The organism is Actinoplanes sp. NPDC048967 (assembly GCF_040649415.1).
In the GTDB taxonomy this organism is placed as follows: domain Bacteria; phylum Actinomycetota; class Actinomycetes; order Mycobacteriales; family Micromonosporaceae; genus Actinoplanes.
Genome location: NZ_JBEZFL010000010.1, coordinates 33,037 through 53,407, shown reverse-complemented (window position 1 = coordinate 53,407; position 20,371 = coordinate 33,037). Strand labels below are relative to the sequence as shown.

General features: G+C 72.9%; 18 protein-coding genes and 1 pseudogene. 7 read left to right on the top strand and 12 right to left on the bottom strand.

Going from position 1 to position 20,371, the window contains the following annotated elements:
* Nucleotides 1-33 precede the first annotated feature (33 nt).
* Genes AB0C12_RS34855 through AB0C12_RS34840 form a run of 4 tightly spaced genes read right to left on the bottom strand, consistent with a single transcriptional unit; the run spans nucleotide 34 to nucleotide 3,821 of the window.
* The gene (locus AB0C12_RS34855; protein WP_360554379.1) at nucleotides 34-561 is read right to left on the bottom strand and encodes an AAA family ATPase; all 528 of its coding nucleotides are present in this window, start codon (nucleotides 559-561) and stop codon (nucleotides 34-36) included.
* A complete protein-coding gene (locus AB0C12_RS34850; protein WP_360554377.1) occupies nucleotides 558-1,358 on the bottom strand; it encodes a methyltransferase domain-containing protein in 801 nt (266 codons plus the stop codon). Before AB0C12_RS34850 ends, AB0C12_RS34855 begins: the two co-directional genes overlap by 4 nt.
* The gene (locus tag AB0C12_RS34845) at nucleotides 1,348-2,406 is read right to left on the bottom strand and encodes a spore photoproduct lyase family protein (RefSeq protein WP_360554375.1); all 1,059 of its coding nucleotides are present in this window, start codon (nucleotides 2,404-2,406) and stop codon (nucleotides 1,348-1,350) included. Before AB0C12_RS34845 ends, AB0C12_RS34850 begins: the two co-directional genes overlap by 11 nt.
* Nucleotides 2,403-3,821, bottom strand: a complete 1,419-nt coding sequence (locus tag AB0C12_RS34840; RefSeq protein WP_360554374.1) for a DHA2 family efflux MFS transporter permease subunit — start codon at nucleotides 3,819-3,821, stop codon at nucleotides 2,403-2,405. The genes AB0C12_RS34845 and AB0C12_RS34840 overlap by 4 nt, the downstream gene beginning before the upstream one ends.
* A 99-nt stretch (nucleotides 3,822-3,920) precedes the next feature.
* On the opposite strand from AB0C12_RS34840, the gene AB0C12_RS34835 reads away from it, so the two are divergent.
* From AB0C12_RS34835 to AB0C12_RS34815, 5 genes are all read left to right on the top strand, one after another.
* Nucleotides 3,921-4,634, top strand: coding sequence for a TetR/AcrR family transcriptional regulator C-terminal domain-containing protein (locus tag AB0C12_RS34835; protein WP_360554372.1), 714 nt, complete (start codon nucleotides 3,921-3,923; stop codon nucleotides 4,632-4,634).
* 151 nt (nucleotides 4,635-4,785) lie between these two features.
* The gene (locus AB0C12_RS34830; protein WP_360554371.1) at nucleotides 4,786-5,313 is read left to right on the top strand and encodes a hypothetical protein; all 528 of its coding nucleotides are present in this window, start codon (nucleotides 4,786-4,788) and stop codon (nucleotides 5,311-5,313) included.
* 84 nt (nucleotides 5,314-5,397) lie between these two features.
* The gene (locus AB0C12_RS34825) at nucleotides 5,398-6,213 is read left to right on the top strand and encodes a PRC and DUF2382 domain-containing protein (RefSeq protein WP_360554369.1); all 816 of its coding nucleotides are present in this window, start codon (nucleotides 5,398-5,400) and stop codon (nucleotides 6,211-6,213) included.
* A gap of 138 nt (nucleotides 6,214-6,351) precedes the next feature.
* Nucleotides 6,352-8,460 carry a glycogen debranching protein GlgX gene (gene glgX, locus AB0C12_RS34820; RefSeq protein ID WP_360554368.1) on the top strand — a complete coding sequence of 703 codons (2,109 nt, stop codon included), beginning with the start codon at nucleotides 6,352-6,354 and terminating at the stop codon, nucleotides 8,458-8,460.
* Between the two features lie 31 nt (nucleotides 8,461-8,491).
* On the top strand, nucleotides 8,492-9,562 hold the full coding sequence (locus tag AB0C12_RS34815) for a DUF4037 domain-containing protein (RefSeq protein ID WP_360554366.1): 1,071 nt from the start codon (nucleotides 8,492-8,494) through the stop codon (nucleotides 9,560-9,562).
* Between the two features lie 59 nt (nucleotides 9,563-9,621).
* Here AB0C12_RS34815 and AB0C12_RS34810 read toward each other — a convergent pair.
* The 7 genes and pseudogenes from AB0C12_RS34810 to AB0C12_RS34780 form a co-directional block, all read right to left on the bottom strand.
* Nucleotides 9,622-10,610, bottom strand: a pseudogene (locus AB0C12_RS34810) (IS481 family transposase).
* A gap of 107 nt (nucleotides 10,611-10,717) precedes the next feature.
* Nucleotides 10,718-11,530, bottom strand: a complete 813-nt coding sequence (locus tag AB0C12_RS34805; protein WP_360554364.1) for an isocitrate lyase/phosphoenolpyruvate mutase family protein — start codon at nucleotides 11,528-11,530, stop codon at nucleotides 10,718-10,720.
* A gap of 54 nt (nucleotides 11,531-11,584) precedes the next feature.
* The gene (locus AB0C12_RS34800; protein ID WP_360554362.1) at nucleotides 11,585-11,917 is read right to left on the bottom strand and encodes a hypothetical protein; all 333 of its coding nucleotides are present in this window, start codon (nucleotides 11,915-11,917) and stop codon (nucleotides 11,585-11,587) included.
* A gap of 133 nt (nucleotides 11,918-12,050) precedes the next feature.
* Nucleotides 12,051-14,288, bottom strand: a complete 2,238-nt coding sequence (locus AB0C12_RS34795) for a tetratricopeptide repeat protein (protein WP_360554360.1) — start codon at nucleotides 14,286-14,288, stop codon at nucleotides 12,051-12,053.
* Between the two features lie 52 nt (nucleotides 14,289-14,340).
* The gene (locus AB0C12_RS34790; protein ID WP_360554358.1) at nucleotides 14,341-15,831 is read right to left on the bottom strand and encodes a tannase/feruloyl esterase family alpha/beta hydrolase; all 1,491 of its coding nucleotides are present in this window, start codon (nucleotides 15,829-15,831) and stop codon (nucleotides 14,341-14,343) included.
* A gap of 59 nt (nucleotides 15,832-15,890) precedes the next feature.
* Nucleotides 15,891-16,565, bottom strand: a complete 675-nt coding sequence (locus AB0C12_RS34785) for a response regulator transcription factor (RefSeq protein ID WP_360554356.1) — start codon at nucleotides 16,563-16,565, stop codon at nucleotides 15,891-15,893.
* Between the two features lie 103 nt (nucleotides 16,566-16,668).
* Nucleotides 16,669-17,760, bottom strand: a complete 1,092-nt coding sequence (locus AB0C12_RS34780) for a sensor histidine kinase (protein ID WP_360554354.1) — start codon at nucleotides 17,758-17,760, stop codon at nucleotides 16,669-16,671.
* Nucleotides 17,761-17,877: 117 nt separating this feature from the next.
* Between AB0C12_RS34780 and AB0C12_RS34775 the strand changes: the two genes are divergently transcribed.
* Together AB0C12_RS34775 and AB0C12_RS34770 are read left to right on the top strand one after the other, a co-directional pair.
* The gene (locus AB0C12_RS34775) at nucleotides 17,878-18,276 is read left to right on the top strand and encodes a ChaB family protein (protein ID WP_360554352.1); all 399 of its coding nucleotides are present in this window, start codon (nucleotides 17,878-17,880) and stop codon (nucleotides 18,274-18,276) included.
* Nucleotides 18,273-18,683 carry a DUF1810 domain-containing protein gene (locus tag AB0C12_RS34770; protein WP_360554350.1) on the top strand — a complete coding sequence of 137 codons (411 nt, stop codon included), beginning with the start codon at nucleotides 18,273-18,275 and terminating at the stop codon, nucleotides 18,681-18,683. Before AB0C12_RS34775 ends, AB0C12_RS34770 begins: the two co-directional genes overlap by 4 nt.
* On the opposite strand, the gene AB0C12_RS34765 is transcribed toward AB0C12_RS34770, so the two are convergent.
* Nucleotides 18,671-20,338 (bottom strand): DEAD/DEAH box helicase, encoded by a 1,668-nt coding sequence (locus AB0C12_RS34765; protein ID WP_360554348.1) that lies wholly within the window; start codon nucleotides 20,336-20,338, stop codon nucleotides 18,671-18,673. The genes AB0C12_RS34770 and AB0C12_RS34765 overlap by 13 nt on opposite strands.
* Between the last annotated feature and the right edge of the window lie 33 nt (nucleotides 20,339-20,371).

Genomic DNA, 20,371 nt, shown 5'->3' with positions numbered 1-20,371 from the left:
GATAAGTTGAGAGTACCGCTGGGTGCGGTGATGTCAAGAAGCGAAGGCGACCATCTCGCGCAGGCCGGGGGAGTAGCCGTCGGTGGTGTCCACCGTCAGCGTCGGCACCGGCAGGCTGATCGGCTCCCAGGACGCCTCGCCGGCGTCCATCCGGCGCAGCAGACCGGCGTCGTCGTGGGCCGCCCGGTTCGTTGTGGTCCGCAGGCGGTCGGTGATCCGGGTGCGGGCGGTCGACGGCGTGACCGAGCAGCGGACGACCCGGATCCGGGCCAGGCCGGCCAGCGGGGCCAGCCCGGGTTGCCACAACTTGTCCTGGAACGCCGCCTCGGCCACCGTGGTCACGCCGGCCCGCACCAGCAGGGTCAGGACGTCGAAGAACGTCGCCAGGGTGTGCAGCATGCCGGGGTCGGGTGTCCCGGCCCGCACCACACCCTCGCGGATCTCGTCGCGGCAGATCGCCGGGCAGCCGAGCTCGCGGGCCAGCGCGTGGGCCAGGGTGGTCTTGCCGCTGCCGGGTGGCCCGCTGACCACGACCAGGGCCGGACCGGCCGGCTCACTCACCGATCGGCCACCACGACGCGGATGGTGGTGGTCAGGTGGATGGTGCCGTCGTCGGTGCGGGCGCCGGCCAGCTCGGCCTCGGCCGCTGCGGTCGCCGCAGGCAGGCGCTCGGCCGGGACGGCGGCGAGGACGGCCCGGCCGCCGTGCGACGCGACCCACGTCAGCCACTGCTCGATCCCGGCGAAGCGGCTCACCTGGGTGAACTCGGTGATCCGGATCCGCGACCAGGCGCTCAGGGCGGCGCGCAGCGACTCCTCGGAGCCGAACATGCCGGGTGCCGGCTCGCGCCGTTGCGGCGTCGCGGTGTGCGCGGCCAGCGCCTTCATGGCGCGCTCGTAGCGCGGGTCGAACTCGGCGAACGAGCTGAACGCCAGCCGGCCGCCGGGACGCAGCAACTCCCGGTAGGCCGCCACCGCCGCCGGCGGATCCGGCAGGAAGAACAGCACCAGCCCGGCCGTGACGACGTCGAACGTGCCGGGCCCGAACGGCGGCTGCTGCGCGTCGCCGACCCGCACCGTCACGCCCGGAAGGTGCGCGGTCGCGGCAGCGGTCAGCTCGACCATGGCCGGAGCCAGATCGATGCCGACGACCCGGCCTGCCGGCCCGGCCGCCGCGGCGGCGTTCAGCAGCACCGCGCCGCGTCCACAGCCGACGTCGAGAACGTGCTCACCGGGCCGGATCGCCGCGCGGCGCACCAGCTCGGCGCCCATCGGCGTGAAGAAGTCGACGCCCACAATGTCGTAGCTGGCGGCCGCCGCGTCGAAGGTGCCGATCATCGCCGGCAGTTCAGAAGGCATAGCGGATCCGACAATACGGGGTGCGGGCGGCGATCAGGTCGGTCAGGGCGGCGACGTAGCGTCCCTTGTCGCCGGTGCGGTAGCGCACGTTCAGGGCGCCGTTCTCCGAGCGTTTCACCTGCTGCAGGTCCGGGCGCCAGAGCAGCTCCTCGGCCCGGGGATGCCAGCCCAGGTTGACCTCGTGCAGGTCCTTGTTGTGGGTCAGGAAGATGACCTCGGCGGCGAGCTGAGCCCTGGCCGCCGGGCCGATGCCCGCGTCGAGCTGATCGAGCAGGACCGCCCAGTCCTCGAGCCAGCCGTCGCGCACCACCACCGGGCTGAAGTTGACGTGCACCTCGTAGCCGGCCGCGACGAAGTCGTCGATCGCGGCGATCCGCTCGGCCACCGGGCTGGTGCGGATGTCGAGCAGCTTGGCGTCGCGCGCGGGCATCAGCGAGAAGCGGATCCTGGTGCGGCCCTGCGGGTCCCACTCCAGCAGCTCGCGGTTGACGTGCTTGGTGGCGAAGCTGGCCTTGGCCGTGGGCAGCCAGCGGAACAGCTCGACCAGGTCCCGCACGTTGTCGCTGATCCGGGCGTCGAGCGAGCAGTCCGAGTTCTCGCCGATGTCGTAGACCCAGGCGTGCGGGTCGCACTCGTTCGGCGCCGGCTTCACACCCTGACGGCTCACGTGGCGTTGCACGTACCCCTGGATCTTGTCGATGTTGGCGAAGACGGTGATGGGGTTGCTGTAACCCTTGCGGCGCGGCACATAGCAGTAGGCGCACGCCATCGCGCAGCCGTTGGCCGTGGACGGGGCGATGAAGTCGGCCGAGCGGCCGTTGGGGCGGGCGGCCAGCGACTTCTTGACGCCCAGGACCAGGGCCTCGCGCTTGATCCGGACCCAGCGGTCGACGTTGGTCTCGTCGCCGTACAGCTCGGGGATGCGGTGGTGGCTCTCCACCTCGACGCGTTCCGCCGCGGGGAAGCGGGCCAGGATCTCCTTGCCGCGGGGCAGGGCGGCGGCCTCCGGCTCCACGTAGATCCGGCGGATGTCCAGCAGGGCACTCATAGGGCAGGCACCGGGCTTTCGACGGGGGTGGCGGTGGCACGGGCGCGGCGGCCGGTGGTGGCCAGGCCGAGCGCGAGGACGGCCAGGCCGCAGCCGAACAGGATCCACCAGCCGGTGCGGCTCGCCTCGGCGAAGTGCTGCGCCGCCCGGCCGCTGAGGCCGGAGACCACCGCGGCGCCGACGACGGCCACGCCGAGGGCGGCGCCGACCTGACGGCTGGTCGAGGCGATCGCCGCCGCCACACCCGCCTGGGCGCGGGGCATGCCGGAGACCGCCGTGTCGGTGATCGGCGCGTTCACCATCCCGAAGCCGAAACCGAACATCGCGTACGCGGTGAACAGCAGCCAGACCGGGGTGTCGGCGGTGAGCCGGGTGAGCGGCAGCATCGCCAGCGCGATCGCCGAGCCGGCCAGGATCAGGGGCAGCCGGGGGCCGCGGGCGCCGACCATGCGGCCCGACAGCGGCGCGATCACCGCGGTCAGCGCCGCCATCGGCAACGTGTACAGGCCCGCTTGCAGCGCCGACAGGCCGCGCACCTCCTGCAGATACAGCGAGTTGAGGAACAGGAAGCCGCCGAGCGCGCCGAAGGCGCAGACCGCGATGACGGTCGCCCCGGAGAACGGCACGCTGCGGAAGAACCGCAGATCCAGCAGCGGCTCGGTGCGGCGCGACTCGTACGCCAGCAGCGAGCCCAGCGCCACCGCCCCCAGCACGAAGCAGCCCACGATCAGCGGCGAACCCCAGCCGGCGTTCGGGCCCTCGATGATGCCGAACGTGACCGAGGCCAGGACCAGCAGCACGAGCACCTGGCCGACCGGGTCGATGCGGCGGGGGTGATCGGCCCGCGACTCGGGGACGTACCGCGCGGCCAGCACGATCGCGGCCGCCCCGACCGGCACGTTGATCCAGAAGATCGACCGCCAGCCCAGCCCGGCGACCAGCAGTCCGCCCAGCACCGGGCCCAGCGCCATGCTCAGCCCGACCACCCCGCCCCACACGCCGATGGCCCGGGCGCGCTCGCGGGGCTGGGTGAACGTGTTCGTGATGATCGACATGGCCACCGGGTTGAGCATCGAGCCACCCACCGCCTGCACCATCCGGAACACGATCAGCCAGCCCAGCCCCGGCGCCACACTGCACAGCAGCGACCCGGCGGTGAACAGCGCCAGCCCGGTCTGGAAGGTGCGCCGCCGGCCCACCCGGTCGGCGGTCGACCCGGACAGGATCAGCAGGCTCGCCAGCACCAGCGTGTACGCGTCCAGCACCCACTGCAGCGAGGAGACGGACGCGTCCAGGTCGGCCCGCAACGAGGGCAGCGCCATGTTCACGATCGTGACGTCCAGCCCGACGATGAACAGGCTCAGGCAGCAGATCGCGAGCACCAGCTGGCGGCGGCGGGGACTGAGCTCGGGCATCGGGTCCTTTCTACTCCCTCGGGCGGGGCTGTCCGCGGAACCGGGCGGGGCGGCGTGACACACTTCATCCGGCTGCGTGGCGTACGGGTCGGAGGGTCCATGCGGAACAGCGAGACGGGGCTCGATCGGCAACGCATCGTGCGGGCCGCGGTGCGTTTCATCGACGAGCGCGGCCTGCGCGAGCTGACCATGCGGCGCCTCGGGGCGTACCTCGGGGTCGAGGGCATGGCACTGTACCGCCACCTGCCCGGCCGGGAGGCCTTGCTGGACGCGGTGGTCGAGTCCGTCGTGGACGAGCTGTACGGCGACCCCGACCTCGGGCTGGAAGCGCCGGCCGGCTGGGTCGACTACCTCCAGCGTCTGGCCCACGGTCTGCGGCGGATCGCGTTGGCCCACCCCGAGGTGTTCCCGCTCGTGGCCACCCGGCCGGCGGCGGCGCCCTGGGTCCGGCCCCCGCTGCGCAGCCTGCGCGGGATCGAGTCGCTGTTGCAGGTCATGACGTCGGCAGGCTTCTCCGACGAGGACGCCGCCGCGGTGTACCGGGCGTTCAGCAGCTTCCTGCTCGGCCATCTGCTGCTGGAGGTCTCCGCGCTCGGCGTCGAGACCGGCCCGGTGGAGGAGCCGGAGGTGGCCCCGGTGCACGACCTGAGCGCGTACCCGGCGCTGCGGCGCCTGGAGCCGCACCTGTCGCAGGACCACTCGGCCGCGGACTTCGAGGAGGCCCTCGAGACGCTGCTCGACCGCGTCGCGCTGATGCTGCCCGCTCGCCCGCGGGGCGGGAGGCGAGCAGTACCCCGGAATGGCGATCAATAACGTCCTGAGCACTTCCGGAAAGAATGAAAGATCGTCTGTTTATGCGGTAAACAGCCGGGCACATCTGCTGGCACAAGGATGTCGTACCGCCGCACTGAGCAGCGGATTCGATGATCGACCCCCCGCCACGCATGCCCCCCCGGAGCCCGCTATGAGCAATCCCCGAAATGGGCACGACGACGTTGCTGCGACGCGTTATTCCCGCGACGAGCGGACCGTTCACACGGGTCCCGCCGGCCACGACGGCGACGACATCGGAGCCACCGCGGTCACGAGTGAGCGGCATGCCGTGCTTCAGCGCGAGAAGGAGCGCCACGGCGGCATCAAGTGGGGCTCGGCCTTCTTCGGCTGGCTCACCGCCACCGGCTACTGCGGCGGTTACGTCGCGGGCCGGATGGCCCGCCTCAGCGGGGCCAAGCAGGGCATCGGCGTCTGGATCTGGTCCATCGTCATCGCGGTGGTCGTGGCCGTCGTCGGCGCACTGGCCGGCGCCGAGTTCGACATCCTGGCCGAGCTGGGCGGCTTCCCGCGCCTGCCGATCAATGAGGGCGACGTCACCACCGGCGGCATCATCGCCATCGTGGTGGCGGTCGTGGCCGCCCTCGTGGGCGCCGTCCTCGGCGGCCTCGCCGGCATGCGGTACCACCGCAAGGTCGACAAGGCGGGCCTCGGGCTCTGACCGCCCGCAACACCGGAAACCGCAACATCGCACACCGGGCCGGCCGGTCGATCGGTCGTGCCCACCCACCGGAAAGGAACCAGCATGCTCACCCGGAACGACACCCAGAAGCTGCTCGACTCGGACGTCTACGAGACCGACGGCACCAAGATCGGGTCGGCGGCCGACGTCTACCTCGACGCGCAGACCGGCAACCCCGAATGGGTCTCGGTCAAGACCGGCCTGTTCGGCACCAAGCAGAGCTTCGTGCCGCTGGAGGGCGCCAACCTGGAGGGCGACCGCATCGTCGTCGCGTTCAGCAAGGACCAGGTGAAGGACGCGCCGCGGATCGACCCCGACGGCCGGCTCAGCCCGGCCGAGGAGGACGAGCTCTACCGCTATTACGGCCTCTCGTCGACCGGCGGCAACCTGGACCGGGACGGCGACGGCTACACCGACACGACCGCCGGCACCACCGGTACCGCAGCGTACGACCGCGACGACCGCGACGACCGCGGTGATGTCTCCGGCCGCGACACCGACGACGCCATGACCCGCTCCGAGGAGCGTCTGGTCACGGACACCCACACCGAGGAGGCCGGCCGGGCCCGGCTGCGCAAGTACGTCGTGACCGAGCAGGAGCAGGTCTCCGTGCCGGTCAGCCGCGAGGAGGTACGCCTGGAGCGCGAGCCGATCACCGACGCGAACCGTGGTGCGGCCCTCGACGGCCCGACCATCTCCGAGGAGGAGCACGAGGTCACGCTGCACGCCGAGCGCCCGGTGGTCGACACCGAGGCCGTGCCGGTGGAGCGCGTACGCCTGGGCAAGGAGACCGTCACCGACACCGAGCGCGTCTCCGGTGAGGTCCGCAAGGAACAGATCGAGTTCGACGACGAGACCAGCGGCCGCAACCGCCGCTGATCCGTACCACGCCGGCGCCTCCCGGGTTGGGCGACCCGGGGGGCGTCGTGGTGTGTCGTGCCCCGCATCGGATCCAGGGTTCGAGGCAGGGCAGAGTGGGAAGCCATGCGCGGAGCGTCCGCTGTGTTGAGGAGAGACATGAAGATCTGGCCCGGTTCGCCGTACCCGCTGGGGGCCACCTACGACGGCGGAGGGACCAACTTCGCGCTCTTCTCCGAGATCGCCGACCGGGTCGAGCTGTGCCTGTTCGACGACGACGGCACCGAGACCCGTATCGACCTGCCGGAGCGCGAGGCCCTGGTGTGGCACGGCTACCTGCCGCGGGTCGTGCCCGGTCAGCGGTACGGCTACCGCGTGCACGGCCCGTACGACCCGGCCACCGGGCTGCGCTGCAACCCGTCGAAGTTGCTGCTCGACCCGTACGCGAAGGCGATCGACGGGCACCACGAGTGGAACAACGCGCTGTTCTCCTACAACTTCGGCAACCCGGGCGAGGTCAACTACGAGGACTCGGCGCCGTACGCGATGCGGTCGGTGGTGATCAACCCGTTCTTCGACTGGGCCAACGACCGGCCGCTGAAGATCCCGTTCCACCAGACGGTGATCTACGAGGCGCACGTCAAGGGCATGACCCAGCGCCACCCGGGCATCCCCGACGACGTCCGCGGCACCTATTCGGGGCTGGCCCACCCGACGATGATCAAGCATTTCAAGGAGCTCGGGGTCACCGCCGTCGAGCTGATGCCGGTGCACCAGTTCGTGCACGACAGCACCCTGGTCGACCGCGGCCTGCGCAACTACTGGGGTTACAACACCATCGGCTTCTTCGCCCCGCACAACGACTACGCCTCGTTCGGCGGGCACGGCGGCCAGGTGCAGGAGTTCAAGTCGATGGTCAAGGCTCTGCACGCGGCCGGCATCGAGGTCATCCTGGACGTGGTCTACAACCACACCGCCGAGGGCAACCACCTCGGGCCGACGCTGTCGTTCCGCGGCATCGACAACCCGGCGTACTACCGGCTCGTCGACGACGACAAGCAGTACTACTACGACACCACCGGCACCGGTAACAGTCTCAACGTGCGCCACCACGAGTCGCTGCGGCTGATCATGGACTCGCTGCGCTACTGGGTGACCGACATGCACGTCGACGGCTTCCGCTTCGACCTGGCCTCCGCCCTGGCCCGCGAGTTCCACGAGGTGAACCGGCTGGCCGCGTTCTTCGACCTGGTCAACCAGGACCCGATCGTCAGCCAGGTCAAGCTGATCGCCGAGCCGTGGGACGTCGGCGACGGCGGCTACCAGGTCGGTGGCTTCCCGCCGCTGTGGACCGAGTGGAACGGCAAGTACCGCGACTCCGTCCGCGACTTCTGGCGCGGCGAGCCGGGCAGCCTGGGCGAGTTCGCCTCCCGCTTCACCGGCTCCTCGGACCTGTACGAGATCGACGGCCGCCGCCCGATCGCGTCGATCAACTTCGTCACCGCCCACGACGGCTTCACGCTCAACGACCTGGTGTCGTACAACGAGAAGCACAACGAGGCCAACGGCGAGGACAACCGCGACGGCGAGAGCCACAACCGGTCCTGGAACTGCGGCGTCGAGGGTCCCACCGAGGACGCCGAGGTGGTCAAGCTGCGCGAGCGGCAGAAGCGCAACTTCCTCACCACGCTGGTGCTGTCGCAGGGCGTGCCGATGATCGCCCACGGCGACGAGCTGGGCCGCACCCAGCACGGCAACAACAACGTGTACGCCCAGGACAGCGAGCTGAGCTGGGTCGACTGGGAAGACGCCCGGATGCACGACGTGCAGACCCGCTTCACCGCGTCGCTGACCAAGCTGCGCGCCGACCACCCGATCTTCCGCCGCCGCCGCTTCTTCACCGGCGAACCGGCCGGGGATTCCAAGGTGCCCGACATCGCCTGGCTGCGCCGCGACGGCGAGCCGATGACCGAGCCGGACTGGAACACCCGGTCGGGCATGACGATGACGGTGTTCCTCAACGGCCACGGCATCCCCGAGCGGGGCGCGCTGGGCGAGGAGATCATCGACGACTCGTTCCTGGTGCTGTTCAACCCGCTCGCCGAGGGCGTGACGTTCACCCTGCCGCCCCGCTCGTACGGCCGTACCTGGGAGACCGTGGTCGACACGGCCGACCCGCTGCTGGCCGCCAGGCGCCGCACGACCAAGGCGGGCGGTCAGCGCAACGTCGAGGGCCACACCATGGTCGTGCTGCGCTGCCGCTACTGAAACCGGTTGCGCGGTACGGCACGCTGAGGCCGTGTCCGGGATCGCGCTGAGCCACCGCTTCTACGAGCACGCCGTCCGCCCGCTGCTGGGCGGACGGCGGCACGCCGCGGCCCTGCTCGGCGAGGGCTCCGAGGTCCTCGGTCTCGACGACGCGGTCTCCACCGACCACGACTTCGGCCCCCGCGTGCAGATTTTCCTGCCCGACGGCGGACACCCGCCGTCGTTCGCCGCGCTGCCGGACGTCTTCGAGGGCCACCCGACGTTCTTCGCCGCCGCGGACCGCAACGGCGGCGCGCCGGGCCATCAGGTCGAGGTGACGACCGCCGGAGCCTTCTTCGCCCGGCGGCTGGGCGTCGACCCGGCCGGCGGCCTGGGTGTGGCGGACTGGCTGCTGACGCCGACGCAGACCCTCGCGACGCTGACCGCCGGGGCGGTCTTCCACGACCCGGACGGTGAGCTGACCGGCCGCCGGGCGGCACTGCGCTGGTATCCGGCCGACGTGTGGCGCTACGCCCTGGCGGCGGGGTGGCTGCGGGTCGCCCAGGAAGAGGCCTTCGTGGGGCGGGCCGGGGCTGTCGGCGACGACCTGGGCTCCCGGCTGGTCGCCGCCCGGCTGGTTCGCGAGCTCGTCCGGCTGGCGTTTCTGATCGAGCGCTGCTGGGCGCCGTACCCGAAATGGCTCGGCAGTTGTTTCGCCCGCCTCGACCTGGCGGCGACGGCCGGGCCGGCGCTGGCGGCCGCGACCGCCGCCGCGGACTGGCGCGACCGGGAGGCGGCGCTCGTCACGGCCGCCGGTGTGCTGGCCACGGCGACCAACGACCTCGGGCTGGCGGCGCCGGTCGACCCGGCGCCCCGGAGGTATTACACGCGTGACATCCGGGTGCTGTTCGCCGACCGGCTGACGGTGGCGCTGACGGCGGCCATCACCGAGTCGGAGGTCCGGGCGATGGTCGACCGGCTGGGTGGGCGCCGGGGCGGTCCGATCGGGACGCTGCCGGGCACGATCGACCAGGTGACCGACTCGACGGAGATCCTCGGTGACCCGGCCCGCTGCCGGCGGGCGGGACCGCTGCTCGGCCTGGCCGGGCACCCGCACGAGTGAACTGCCGGCCGGACCCGCACAGCTGACACCTCCGCGCTGCCCGTCCGACGGGTGCGCGGCTAGGTGTTCTGTCCGGTGAGGTTAGGGACGCGGCTGGCGGGTGGTCCGCCGATCGCGGTGTGGTGGCGGTGGTGATTGTAGGTGTGCAGGAACCGGGGTAGGGCTCGGCGGCGGGCGTTTTCACTGGTGTAGGCCTTGGCGTAGGCCCATTCGTCGGTCAGGGTGCGGTGGAAACGCTCGACCTTGCCATTGGTCTGTGGCCGGTAAGGGCGGGTTTTCTTCACGGTCACACCGAGCTGGTTGCAGGTGTCGTGCCAGAGCCGGGAGATGTAGCAGGAGCCGTTGTCGGTCAGCACCCGGACGACGGTGATGCCCTGGGCGGTGAACCAGGCATGGGCGCGTCGCCAGAAGCTGGCGGCGGTTTCCTTGGTTTCGTCGGCCAGGATTTCGGTGTAGGCCAGCCGGGAGTGGTCGTCCAGTGCGGTGTGCAGGTAGGCGTAGCCGAGCCGGGCGCCACCGCGTTTGTCGGCGGTGTGCCCGGGTGTGGCGGTGCGGTTGAGTTTGCCTTGGGCGCGGCCTGGGTGCGCCAGCCGCCGCCGTCGGGGATGTTGCCGAGTTTCTTGATGTCGACGTGGATCAGGTCGCCGGGTGCGAGGTGTTCGTAGCGGCGGATCGGTTGCCGTGTGCCGCGATCAAGGTCGGCCAAGGGTTCGGCGCGGGCGCGGCGCAGGTTCGCGTGACACGTCGACGCGGCCAGGCCGAGGCGCCAGCCGATGCGTACCGGTCCGAGTCAATTGCTGCGGCGCAGGTGCAGCACTTTGCGTTCGATCGGCCGAGGTGTGCGGTTCGGGCTGCGCCGGGGTCGGCTGGAGCGGTCGGTCATGCCCGCCGCGCCGTCGCTGCGGTAGCGGTCGGCCCACCGTTTCGCTGTCGTAGGGCTGACCTGGAAGCGTTCGGCGGCCCCGCGCAGCGGCCAGCCGTCATCGACGACACAACGCGCCAGGCGCAGTAGGCCGCGTTCGGTCAAGGGTGCATTAGCGTGCGGCACGAGGACCTCCTGGGTGGTGTGGAACCTTCGACAAGCTCCACCTCACCCGGAGGTCCTCATCCATGTCAGGAACTCCGGCCCGTTACCAACGTCCATGGACAGAACAGCTAGGGCCTGTCCCAGGAGCGGGCCCCGAAGGCCTGTTCGATCTCGGCGCCGGTCAGGCCGCGGGACCGGAACGTCGTCGTGCCGCTCTCCAGCAGCTCCCGGGCGGCGTCCCGCAGGCCGCCGTACGCGGCCCAGGCCAGCGCCCCACCGGTCGAGATCCGCCGCACCCCCAGCTCACTCAGCTCGGCGACCGTCGGCGTGCCCGGCAGCGCGAGCACGTTGACCGGGGCCGGCACCGACCGGACGAGCCGGCCGATGTCCGCCGGGTTCCGCAGGCCGGGCGCGTACACCACGTCGGCGCCCGCGGCCCGGTAGGCGTCCAGCCGGGCGATCGTGTCGTCGAGGTCGTCGTGGCCGTACAGGTGGTTCTCGGCTCGGGCGGTCAGCACGATGCCGTGCCGGGCGCAGGCCCGCGCGGCCGCCGCGACGCGCTCGGCGCCGGCCTCCAGCGTCTCCACCCGGTCCGCCGCGGGGTCGTAGTCCTCGATCGAGATGCCGGCCGCGCCCGCGTCGGCCAGCCGGTCCACCGTCTCGGCGATGCCCGCCGGGGTGTCCGCGAAGCAGCGTTCGGCGTCGACGGTGAGCGGGATCCGCACCGCGGCCGTGACCGCCGCGACGTGCGCCACCAGTTCGTCCCGGGTGACCTGCTGGTCGAGCTTGCCCAGGCCGGCCGCGAGGCCGGAGGACGTGGTGGCCAGGGCCGGGAAACCGAGGCTCTCCAGCAGCCGGGCCGAGCCCGCGTCCCACGGGTTCGGCAGCAGGAAGGTGCCGGACTCGTGCAGGGCCCGGAAACGATCGCGAAGGCCGGTCATGGTGATCAGCGTAGAGACCGTGGCCCGGCCCCGTGGGGCCGGGCCACGGTGTCCTCAGAGCGGGCCGAAGGCGTTGAACCGCCGGTTGTACGCGCCCTCGGAGGAGTCGCAGGCCGCAGTGCTCTCCTCGCCGCTGCCCACCGCCCGCCAGGCACCCTTGCGGGTGTAGTCGCGTCCCAGCCAGACGTCGCAGCTCACCACCGCCTGGTACTGGCCGGTGCCGGAGCGGCAGATGGCCGTGCCGACGTTGCCCGACCCGCCGACCGAACAGTCCCACGGCACCGCCGAGGCGGCCTGCACGCCCACGAAACCCGCCGTCACCGTGGTCAGGGCCGCCGTCATCGCCAGCCCCGCCAGGATCCGTGCCCCGCATCGTGTGGTGGTCATGATCATGATTCCTCCCCGTGTGGTGACGCGTCCGCAGCCGCCGCCCCCGTCGCGCCGCCGGCTGCGGCTCGCCTCCATCGTCGGTTCCGGGTGGGTCCGGGGGACAGGCAAGGACCCGGCAGGGAAGCGGCAATCAGCGGCGGCCGCGGTCAGCGGCGGCGTAGAAGCGGTCCCGGTCGGCGCCGTCGAGGCCGAGGGCGACGGACAGCAGCCGCAGGGTCTCCGGCCGGGACTGCCCGGCCCGGCCGGACTCCAGGTAGCGGATGGTGCGCACGCTCAGCCCCGTACGGGCGGCCAGGTCCTCCTGCGACATCCCGCCGCGCAGCCGGTGGCGCCGCAGCTCGCCGCCGAGCCCGGGCGGCACCGGGGGGTCTTCGCCCGGTGCGGTCGCGGTGAGCTTGCGGCGCAGCTCGGCGGCCTGCGGATGGCCGAGGTCGGCGAGGATCTCGTACGCCTGCCGCCACCGGTCGGCCGCGGTGTCCCCGTCCAGCAGGCTCTCGTGGACGTCGCCCAGGTGCCCGAGGATCTGGGCCTCCAGGGCCGGGTTGCCGAGGCGGCGGGCGAGCCGCAGGCCCTCCTGGAGCTGGCGGACGGCCTCGTCGACGTTGTCCAGCTGGTGCTGCAGCCAGCCGATGCTGTCCCGGGTCACGACCTCGTTCGGGTGGTCACCGGCCCGCTGCTGCAACGCGAGCGCCTCGACGTAGTACGGCAGCGCCGCGCGCAGCTCACCCCGCTGGGTCAGGTACCAGCCCGCGGCCAGGCTCGCCTTGCCCGCCCACATCGGTGCGTCCACCTGACGGAACAGCGCCAGCGACTGCTCCACCCGCACCAGCGCGTCGTCCTGCTCGCCCTGCAACCAGCACAGGTACGACAGGATGAACAGGCACTCGCCCTCGCCGGCCCGGTCACCGGCGGCCCGGACCAGTTCGAGGGCCTGGCCCATGTGCTCCCGGGCCGCCGCGAACCGCTGCCGGCGGCCGTCCGCCACGGCGAGGAACGAGTACGCGTACGCCAGCGCCGGCCCGTCGCTGAGGGCCTCGGCCGCCCGCAGGGCCACCGCCCAGGCCGCGCCCTCGTCGTCCCAGCGTCCCTGCTCGTTGAGGAACGTGTCCAGCGCCCAGCTCAGCTGCCATGCCTGCGCGTCCAGTCCCTCGTCCTTGGCCTGCCGCACCGCCGCCAGCAGCACCTCGCGTTCGTTGCGCAACCAGCTCAGCGCCGTCTTCAGGTCGTCGAGGGGTTCCGGCCGGGCGCCGTCGGCCGGGTGGTCCAGCGACAGCGGGATCGGCGCCCGCGCCGGGTTCAGCACCAGATCGGCGTGGTAGGCGCTGTGCGTGTAGTGGTCCAGCAGCCGCTGCAGCGCCGCCCGCCGGTCGCCGGCCGGGTCGGTGCGGCGGACGAGCTCACCCGCGTACGCCCGCAGCAGGTCGTGCATCGCGTACCGGCCGCCGTCCCGCCCGGTCAGCAGCCCGGCGCCGGTCAGCTCCCGCAGCGCCCGGCGCGCGTCGAGATCGGGCAGACCGGCCAGCGCGGCGACCCCGGCGACCGCGATGTCCGGCCCGGTGACCAGCCCCAGCAGCCGGAACACCCGGGCCGCGGGCGCGCTCAGCGCGTCGTACGACCAGGAGAACACGGCCCGGATGCCGTCGCGTCCGCCGTCTTCGAGGGCCTCCAGCCGGCCGACCGGCCGGCGGAGCTCGGCCGCCAGGGTGCCGAGCGGGACACCGGTCAGCCGGGCCCGGGCCGCCGCGAGCGCCAGGGCCAGCGGGAGACGTCCGCACGCGTCCACGATGTCGGCCACGGTTGCCGGGTCCGCCGCCACCGGACCCAGCCGGCGCCGGAGCAGCTCCATCGCCGCCGGTCGGGCCGGCACGTCCAGGTCGAGCGGCGCGGCCCCGGAACCGGCGACCAGCCCGGTCAGCCGGCGCCGGCTGGTGACCACGGTCCGGACCTCGTCACCCGGCGGGATCAGCGGTCGTACCTGCTCGGCGTCGCGGGCGTTGTCCAGGATCACCAGCAGCCGGCGCGGTGCGGTCAGGCTGCGGTAGAGCGCGAGCTGTGCGTCCGGATCGGCGGGGATCCGGTGCGGCTCGGCGCCGAGCGCGTCGAGCAGCAGGCGTACGGCGCCGGCCTGATCCCGCGGCGCGTCCGTGCCGTCGAAGCCGCGCAGATCGACGTAGAGCCGGCCGTCCGGGAACCGGGCCGCCGCGCGGTGCGCCCAGTGCACCACCAGGGTCGTCTTGCCGGTGCCGGGCGGCCCCGAGACGACCACGACCCCCGACGGCGCGGAGCCGAGCTGGGCCAGCTCGTCCTCCCGGCCGGTGAATCCCTCGACATCGGGCGGCAACGGCGCGGGGCCTTCCGTACGGGACACAGTGAGCGTTCCTCCGATGCTGACGGACCGGGCGTCCCTGACATTGTCGTCGTCAGTGTCGACCACTGTGGAACGGTTGCACTGTCAGGTATCGCACCAGCTCCGGCGGGTCGGTGGCGGTGACCGTCGGCACCGCGAGCTCGCCCGGCGCCACTCCGGACTCGACCCAGTCCATCAGCGGGGTGAGCAGCTCCGGCACCCCGATCTCGGTGACCCGGTGCAGGTCCGGGCCGAAGAGGCAGTGGTAGCCGGCCGGGATGAGGTAGAGCCGGGAGAACGACCGGGCCCGGGCGAAGCCGCCCGCCCGCCGCTCCACGGCCCGGTAGTAGTCGATCGTGGACCAGGGCGGAATCACGCCGTCCGCCCAACCGTGGTAGAGGATCAGCTTGCCGCCGCGGCCCCGGAACGCCGCCAGATCGGGATTGTCGGCGCGGTAGAGGGCATCCCCGACGATCGACAGCCGGTCGACGGCCGCCCGGTCGAAGCGCACGTCGTCGAGCGAGTACGTCGGCGGCGGATTCACCGGATAGGCCAGATACCGCAGGTAGTTCAGCGCGATCACGGCCGCGTCGGTCGCCGCCGGCCGGGTGCCCGCCGGGCCGATGAACCAGGTCCAGGTCAACTCCGAGCCGTACGGCACTCCACCGTGGAAGAGGTTGCGCCCGGCCCGGTCGACCGGCCCCCGGTAGAACGCCGTCACCGCGGCCACCTGCGCGCCGGTCAGGCACGCCGGACCGTCGACCCCGGCCGGGCAACGCAGCGAGGCGGGCCGGAAACCGCACTGCCGCGGATCGGTGATGACCTCGCCGCAGGCCCGGGCGACCGCCGCGTGCAGGGCCGGCAGCTTCTCGGCGCTGAGGATCTGCCCGCCGTCGGCGGCGGTGTTGTGCCGGACCAGCCAGGGGTTGAACACGCCGGACAGCAGCGCGAGGTCGGTCACCGGCGCCCCGGCCAGAATGCCGTCGAAGTCGGCCGGATACCGCTGGGCCAGCGTCAGCCCCTGCCGGCCCCCGGTCGAGCATCCGTCGAAGTACCGGTGCGCGGGCCCCCGCCCGTAGTACGCGCGCAGCACCGCCGTCGCCACACCGGCCAGCTTGTGCTCCGAGGTGAGACCGAACTCGACCCGCCGGCGCGGATCGGCGCCCCAGGTGGCCGGTTGCGTGTCCGTGCCCCGGTGCCCGCTGTCGGAGGCGGCGAGGGCCAGCTTGCCGGCCAGGGCCGCTGGGCAGCTGTAGCCGAGCGGGGGCACGTCGAGCTCCGGCACGCTGCCGCACAGGCCCGAGCAGCCCTGCTGCACGTACTGGCCGGTCCAGCCGCTGGTCGGCATCTTGATCGTGAAGGTGGTGCCCGGCGTGAAGCTGCCGTGCACGGCGCAGAACTCGTTGCCCCGGACAGTCTCGGGGGCGGCCGAGGCGATCCGCACGCCGGGCAGCTCCACCCGGGACAGGGCTCCGCAAGCGGCGACGGGCGCGCCCGGTGCGGGCGCGGGCCCACCCAGACCCAGCGGTACGGCGGCCAGCGCCGCCAACAGCAGTTTCATCATGGCCTCGAGCGTGCCGTCCCGGCGCGGTGAGCGAATCGGTCCACGGATCGGTCCGCGGCTCAGTCCCGGGGCGGAGTGGTGCCGGGCCGGACCAGCCCCACCTCGTACGCGAGCACCGCCGCCTGCACCCGGTCCCGCAGGCCCAGTTTGGACAGGATCGCCGACAGGTGCGTCTTGACGGTCGCCCGGCTCAGCGTGAGCCGTTCCGCGATCTCGTCGTTGGACAGCGCCCGGGCGACCAGGGCGAGGACCTCGACCTCCCGCTCGCTGAGCGCCGCCAGGCTCCGGGGCGGCTCCCCGCCGGGCAGCTCGAGCGCGAAGCGGTCCAGCAGCCGGCGGGTCACGGTGGGGGCCAGCAGGGCCTCGCCGCTCGCGACCACCCGGATGGCGTCGGCCAGCTCGGCCGGCCGGATGTCCTTGAGCAGGAAGCCGCTGGCCCCGGCCCGCAGCGCGGCGAACACCGGCTCGTCCAGGTCGAACGTGGTCAGCATGATGATCCGGGCCGGGTGGCCGGCCCGGGCGAGCTGCCGGGCGGCCGCGATGCCGTCCATGCCGGGCATCCGCACATCCATCAGGATGACGTCGGGCCGGACCTCGGCCGCCAGGGCGACGGCACTGCGGCCGTCACCCGCCTCACCGACGACCTCCAGGTCGTCACGACTGTCGATGATCATCGCGAAACCGGCCCGGACCAGCTCCTGGTCATCGGCGATCAACACCCTGATCGACGTCATCGGCCCCCTCCCGCGACCGTCGCCGCCCGGCCTTCGCCCGCGACCGTCGCCGCCCGGCCTTCGCCCGCCTCCGGAGGCCGTCGGCCAGCCGCGGCCGGCGCGGTCACGCGGCCCGGGCCAAGGGTAGGTCGGCGCGGACCCGGAAGCCGCCACCCGGCAGCGGCCCGGCGTCCAGCGTGCCGCCGAGCAACTGCGCGCGTTCCCGCATGCCCACGATGCCGCGGTGCCCCGACCCGTCGACCCGTCCGACCGCACGCGCCGGGCCCTCGTCGCGGACCTCCACCCGCAGCGCGTCCGGCTCGCACCGCACCGTCACCTCGGCCCGGGTCGCCTGGCTGTGCCGCAGCGTGTTGGTCAGCGACTCCTGCACGATCCGGTAGGCCGACAGGTCCACCGCCGCGGGCAGCTCGCGCAGCTCGGTGCGCAGGTCGACCCGCAGGCCCGTGGCGCCGAGCGCGGCAGCGAGCGCCTCCAGCTGCGCCAGCCCCGGCTGCGGGCCACCGTCGGCGGGGTCGTCGGCGCTCATCGTGTGCAGCAGGACCCGCAGCTCAGCCAGGGTGGAACGGGCCGCCGTGGCGATCGTCCCCAGCGCCGTGCGGGCCTGCTCGGGCCGGCGATCGAAGACGTCCTCGGCGGCGGCCGCCTGCACGACGATGACCGACACCGTGTGGGCCAGGACGTCGTGCAGCTCGCGGGCGATCCGGTGGCGTTCCCGCAGCACGAGGCGCCGCCGCTGGTCCTCGCGCCGCAGCGCCCGGGTGCGCCCGAGCTCGCCCAGCGTCCAGCCCAGCGCGGGCCCCGCGGCGGCCAGCAGCAGATTGCGCCAGTCGCCGTCGACCAGCTTCCACGGGGTCGCCGCGACCAGCAGAGCCAGCACCCACAGCGACCGGCGCGGCGTGCGCAGCCGGGTGTAGCAGGCCAGCACGGCGGCGGACTGGCCCAGCCAGCCGATGTCCGGGGTCAGCACCTCCAGGCCGATGCCGGCGACCACGGCCACCGCCATCGCCGCCTCGGGCCGCCACCTCATGAACGCCACGGTGCCCGCCTGCACCAGCGCACAGACCACGGCGACCGCCCGGCCCGCGGTGGTCGCCGGGCCGCCCGGGGTGATCAGCACGAGCGCCACCAGGACCACGGACAGTCCCGCCGCGACGGAGCTGCCCGCGATCCGTTCCTGGTCCCGGGGAAGGCGCACGCAGCGATCGTAGGCGGCCGGCCGGAGGCGGTCATCGGTCCCGGGAACGACCCGCGTCTCATCCCCGGGAACGACGCCCGCGGTTTGCCGCTGCCCGGCCCGGGAAACCTGATCGGTATGCCAACTCGTGAGGACATGCCGGGGACGCTGAAGCGGTCCCCGAAGAAGGCGCAGGACACGTACGTCGCGGCGCACGACTCGGCCGTCAAGGAGTACGGCGAGGGCGAGCGCGCCCACCGGACCGCCCTGGCCGCGGTCAAGCACTCGTTCGAGAAGGTCGGCGACCACTGGGAGCCCAAGGCGAAGAAGGGTCCCAGCGACGCCAAGGCGGCCGGCGGGCGGGACACCCCGAAGCAGACCGCCGGTGGGGTCGACGCCAACGCCAGCAAGGAGCACCTGCTCAGCGTGGCCAAGAAGCTCGACATCAGCGGCCGGACCTCGATGAAGAAGTCCGAGCTGGTCGAGGCCATCCAGAAGGCCAACGCCAAGAGCACCCGCAAGGCGCGCCGCAAGTGAGCGACCTGGCCCGCTTCGTCAGCGCCCAGCAGGACGTCCACGAGCGGGCCCTGGCCGAGCTGACGGCGGGCAGCAAGCGCAGCCACTGGATGTGGTTCGTCTTCCCGCAGATCGCCGGGCTCGGCCGCACCGCCACCGCGCAGCACTACGCCATCGCCGACCTGGACGAGGCCCGGTCCTACCTGGCCCATCCGGTGCTCGGGCCCCGGCTGACCGAGTGCGCGCGGGCCCTGCTCGGCGTGCACGGCCGCACCGCCACGCAGATTCTGGGCACTCCGGACGACCTCAAGCTGCGGTCGTCGATGACGCTCTTCGCCCACGCGGCCGAGGACCCGGCCGTGTTCCGGGCCGTGCTCGACCGCTACTACGGCGGCGAGGACGACCCGGCCACGCTTCAGCGGCTGTAACGCTCCCGGCGTACGGTCGGTTTGCGGCCCCGGATCGTGGCCTGCGACATCGCCTCGATCACCATCTCGGCGGCCGATTCCGGCACCTCGACCAGCGAGAAGCGGTCGGTGATCTGGATCGCGCCGATGTCGCGGGCGCTGAGCCCGGACTCGCCGGCGATCGCGCCGACCAGGTCCTGCGGGCGCAGCCCGGCCCGCCGGCCGAGGCCGATGAACAGCCGCGCGACGCCGGCCCCGGCCGGTCCGCCGCGGCGCTCGGGACGCTTGCCGTCGCGGCCCTCGGGGCGGTCCCGGACGACCTCGCGCGGGGTGGGGATCTCCTGCTCGTCGACGTCGCCGCCGGCCGCCTCGTGGGCCAGCCTGACCGCGGCCAGGGCCACCGTCTCGATGTCGAACTCACTGGTCAGCGACTCGATGACCACGCGGAACCGCTCCAGGTCGTCGGCCTGCAGGCTGCTCTCCAGCGCCGACCGGGTCAGCTCCAGGCGCCGGGCCCGCAGGTCGGTGACCGTCGGGACCTTCTCCAGGGTGATCCGCTGGCGGGTGAGCCGCTCGATCGCCTTGAGCATCCGGGACTCGCGCGGCTCGGCCAGGGTGATCGCGGCGCCCTCGCGGCCCGCGCGCCCGACCCGGCCGATGCGGTGCACGTACGCCTCGGGCGCCGACGGCACGTTGTAGTTGACCACGTGGGTGAGCTGCTCGACGTCCAGCCCGCGGGCGGCCACGTCGGTCGCGACCAGCAGCTCGGTGCTGCCGGCGCGCAGCCGGCCCATGACCCGGTCCCGCTGGTCCTGGCTCATGCCGCCGTGCAGGGCCTCGGCCCGGTAGCCGCGCCCGTTGAGCGTCTCGGTGACCTGGTCGACCTCCTCGCGGGTGCGGCAGAAGATGATCGCCGCGGCGGGCGCCTCCACGTCCAGCACCCGGCCCAGCGCGGCCGGCTTGTGCGCCCGGGCCACGATGTACGCGCTCTGCCGGACCAGGGGGATCTCGCCGGGGGCGGAGGCCTCGCGGCCCATCTGGATCCGGACCGGCTCCTTGAGGTGGCGGCGGGCGATGCCGTCGATGCGCGGCGGCATCGTCGCGGAGAACAGCACGGTCTGCCGGGTCTGCGGGGTCTCGGCCAGGATGGCCTCGATGTCCTCGGCGAAGCCCATGTCGAGCATCTCGTCGGCCTCGTCGAGCACGACGGTGCGCACGTCGCTGAGGTTCAGCGTCTCGCGGCTGATGTGGTCCAGCACCCGGCCGGGGGTGCCGACCACAACGTCCACGCCACGCTGCAGGGCTTGCAGCTGGCGTCCGATGGGCTGTCCGCCGTACACCGGCAGGACACGGACGCCCAGGTCACGGCCGTAGCGGTGGACCGCCTGGGAGACCTGCTCGGCCAGCTCGCGGGTGGGCACCAGCACCAGGGCGGCCGGGCCGCCCTTGGCGTCGGGCTCCAGGCGGTGCAGCAGCGGCAGCGCGAAGGCCGCGGTCTTGCCGGTGCCGGTCGCGGCCTGGCCCAGCAGGTCGTGGCCCTCCAGCAGCGGCGGGATGGCCTCGCGCTGGATCGGCGTCGGCTCCTCGTAGCCCAAGCTGGTCAGTGCCTTCAGCAGCTCGGGACGGAGCGCCAGACCGGCGAAGCCTGTCGCGTCCGCGAACAGGTGCTCGCTCATTATCTCTGCTCCGGATCGATCGTGCGCCGGTCA

Coding starts and splice junctions, on each gene's coding strand:
- glgX (WP_360554368.1), top strand. CDS start 6,352: ATGAAGATCTGGCCCGGTTCGCCGTACCCGCTGGGGGCCACCTACGAC.
- AB0C12_RS34830 (WP_360554371.1), top strand. CDS start 4,786: ATGAGCAATCCCCGAAATGGGCACGACGACGTTGCTGCGACGCGTTAT.
- AB0C12_RS34850 (WP_360554377.1), bottom strand. CDS start 1,358: ATGCCTTCTGAACTGCCGGCGATGATCGGCACCTTCGACGCGGCGGCC.
- AB0C12_RS34790 (WP_360554358.1), bottom strand. CDS start 15,831: ATGATGAAACTGCTGTTGGCGGCGCTGGCCGCCGTACCGCTGGGTCTG.
- AB0C12_RS34775 (WP_360554352.1), top strand. CDS start 17,878: ATGCCAACTCGTGAGGACATGCCGGGGACGCTGAAGCGGTCCCCGAAG.
- AB0C12_RS34845 (WP_360554375.1), bottom strand. CDS start 2,406: ATGAGTGCCCTGCTGGACATCCGCCGGATCTACGTGGAGCCGGAGGCC.
- AB0C12_RS34840 (WP_360554374.1), bottom strand. CDS start 3,821: ATGCCCGAGCTCAGTCCCCGCCGCCGCCAGCTGGTGCTCGCGATCTGC.
- AB0C12_RS34835 (WP_360554372.1), top strand. CDS start 3,921: ATGCGGAACAGCGAGACGGGGCTCGATCGGCAACGCATCGTGCGGGCC.
- AB0C12_RS34800 (WP_360554362.1), bottom strand. CDS start 11,917: ATGACCACCACACGATGCGGGGCACGGATCCTGGCGGGGCTGGCGATG.
- AB0C12_RS34785 (WP_360554356.1), bottom strand. CDS start 16,565: ATGACGTCGATCAGGGTGTTGATCGCCGATGACCAGGAGCTGGTCCGG.
- AB0C12_RS34765 (WP_360554348.1), bottom strand. CDS start 20,338: ATGAGCGAGCACCTGTTCGCGGACGCGACAGGCTTCGCCGGTCTGGCG.
- AB0C12_RS34825 (WP_360554369.1), top strand. CDS start 5,398: ATGCTCACCCGGAACGACACCCAGAAGCTGCTCGACTCGGACGTCTAC.
- AB0C12_RS34805 (WP_360554364.1), bottom strand. CDS start 11,530: ATGACCGGCCTTCGCGATCGTTTCCGGGCCCTGCACGAGTCCGGCACC.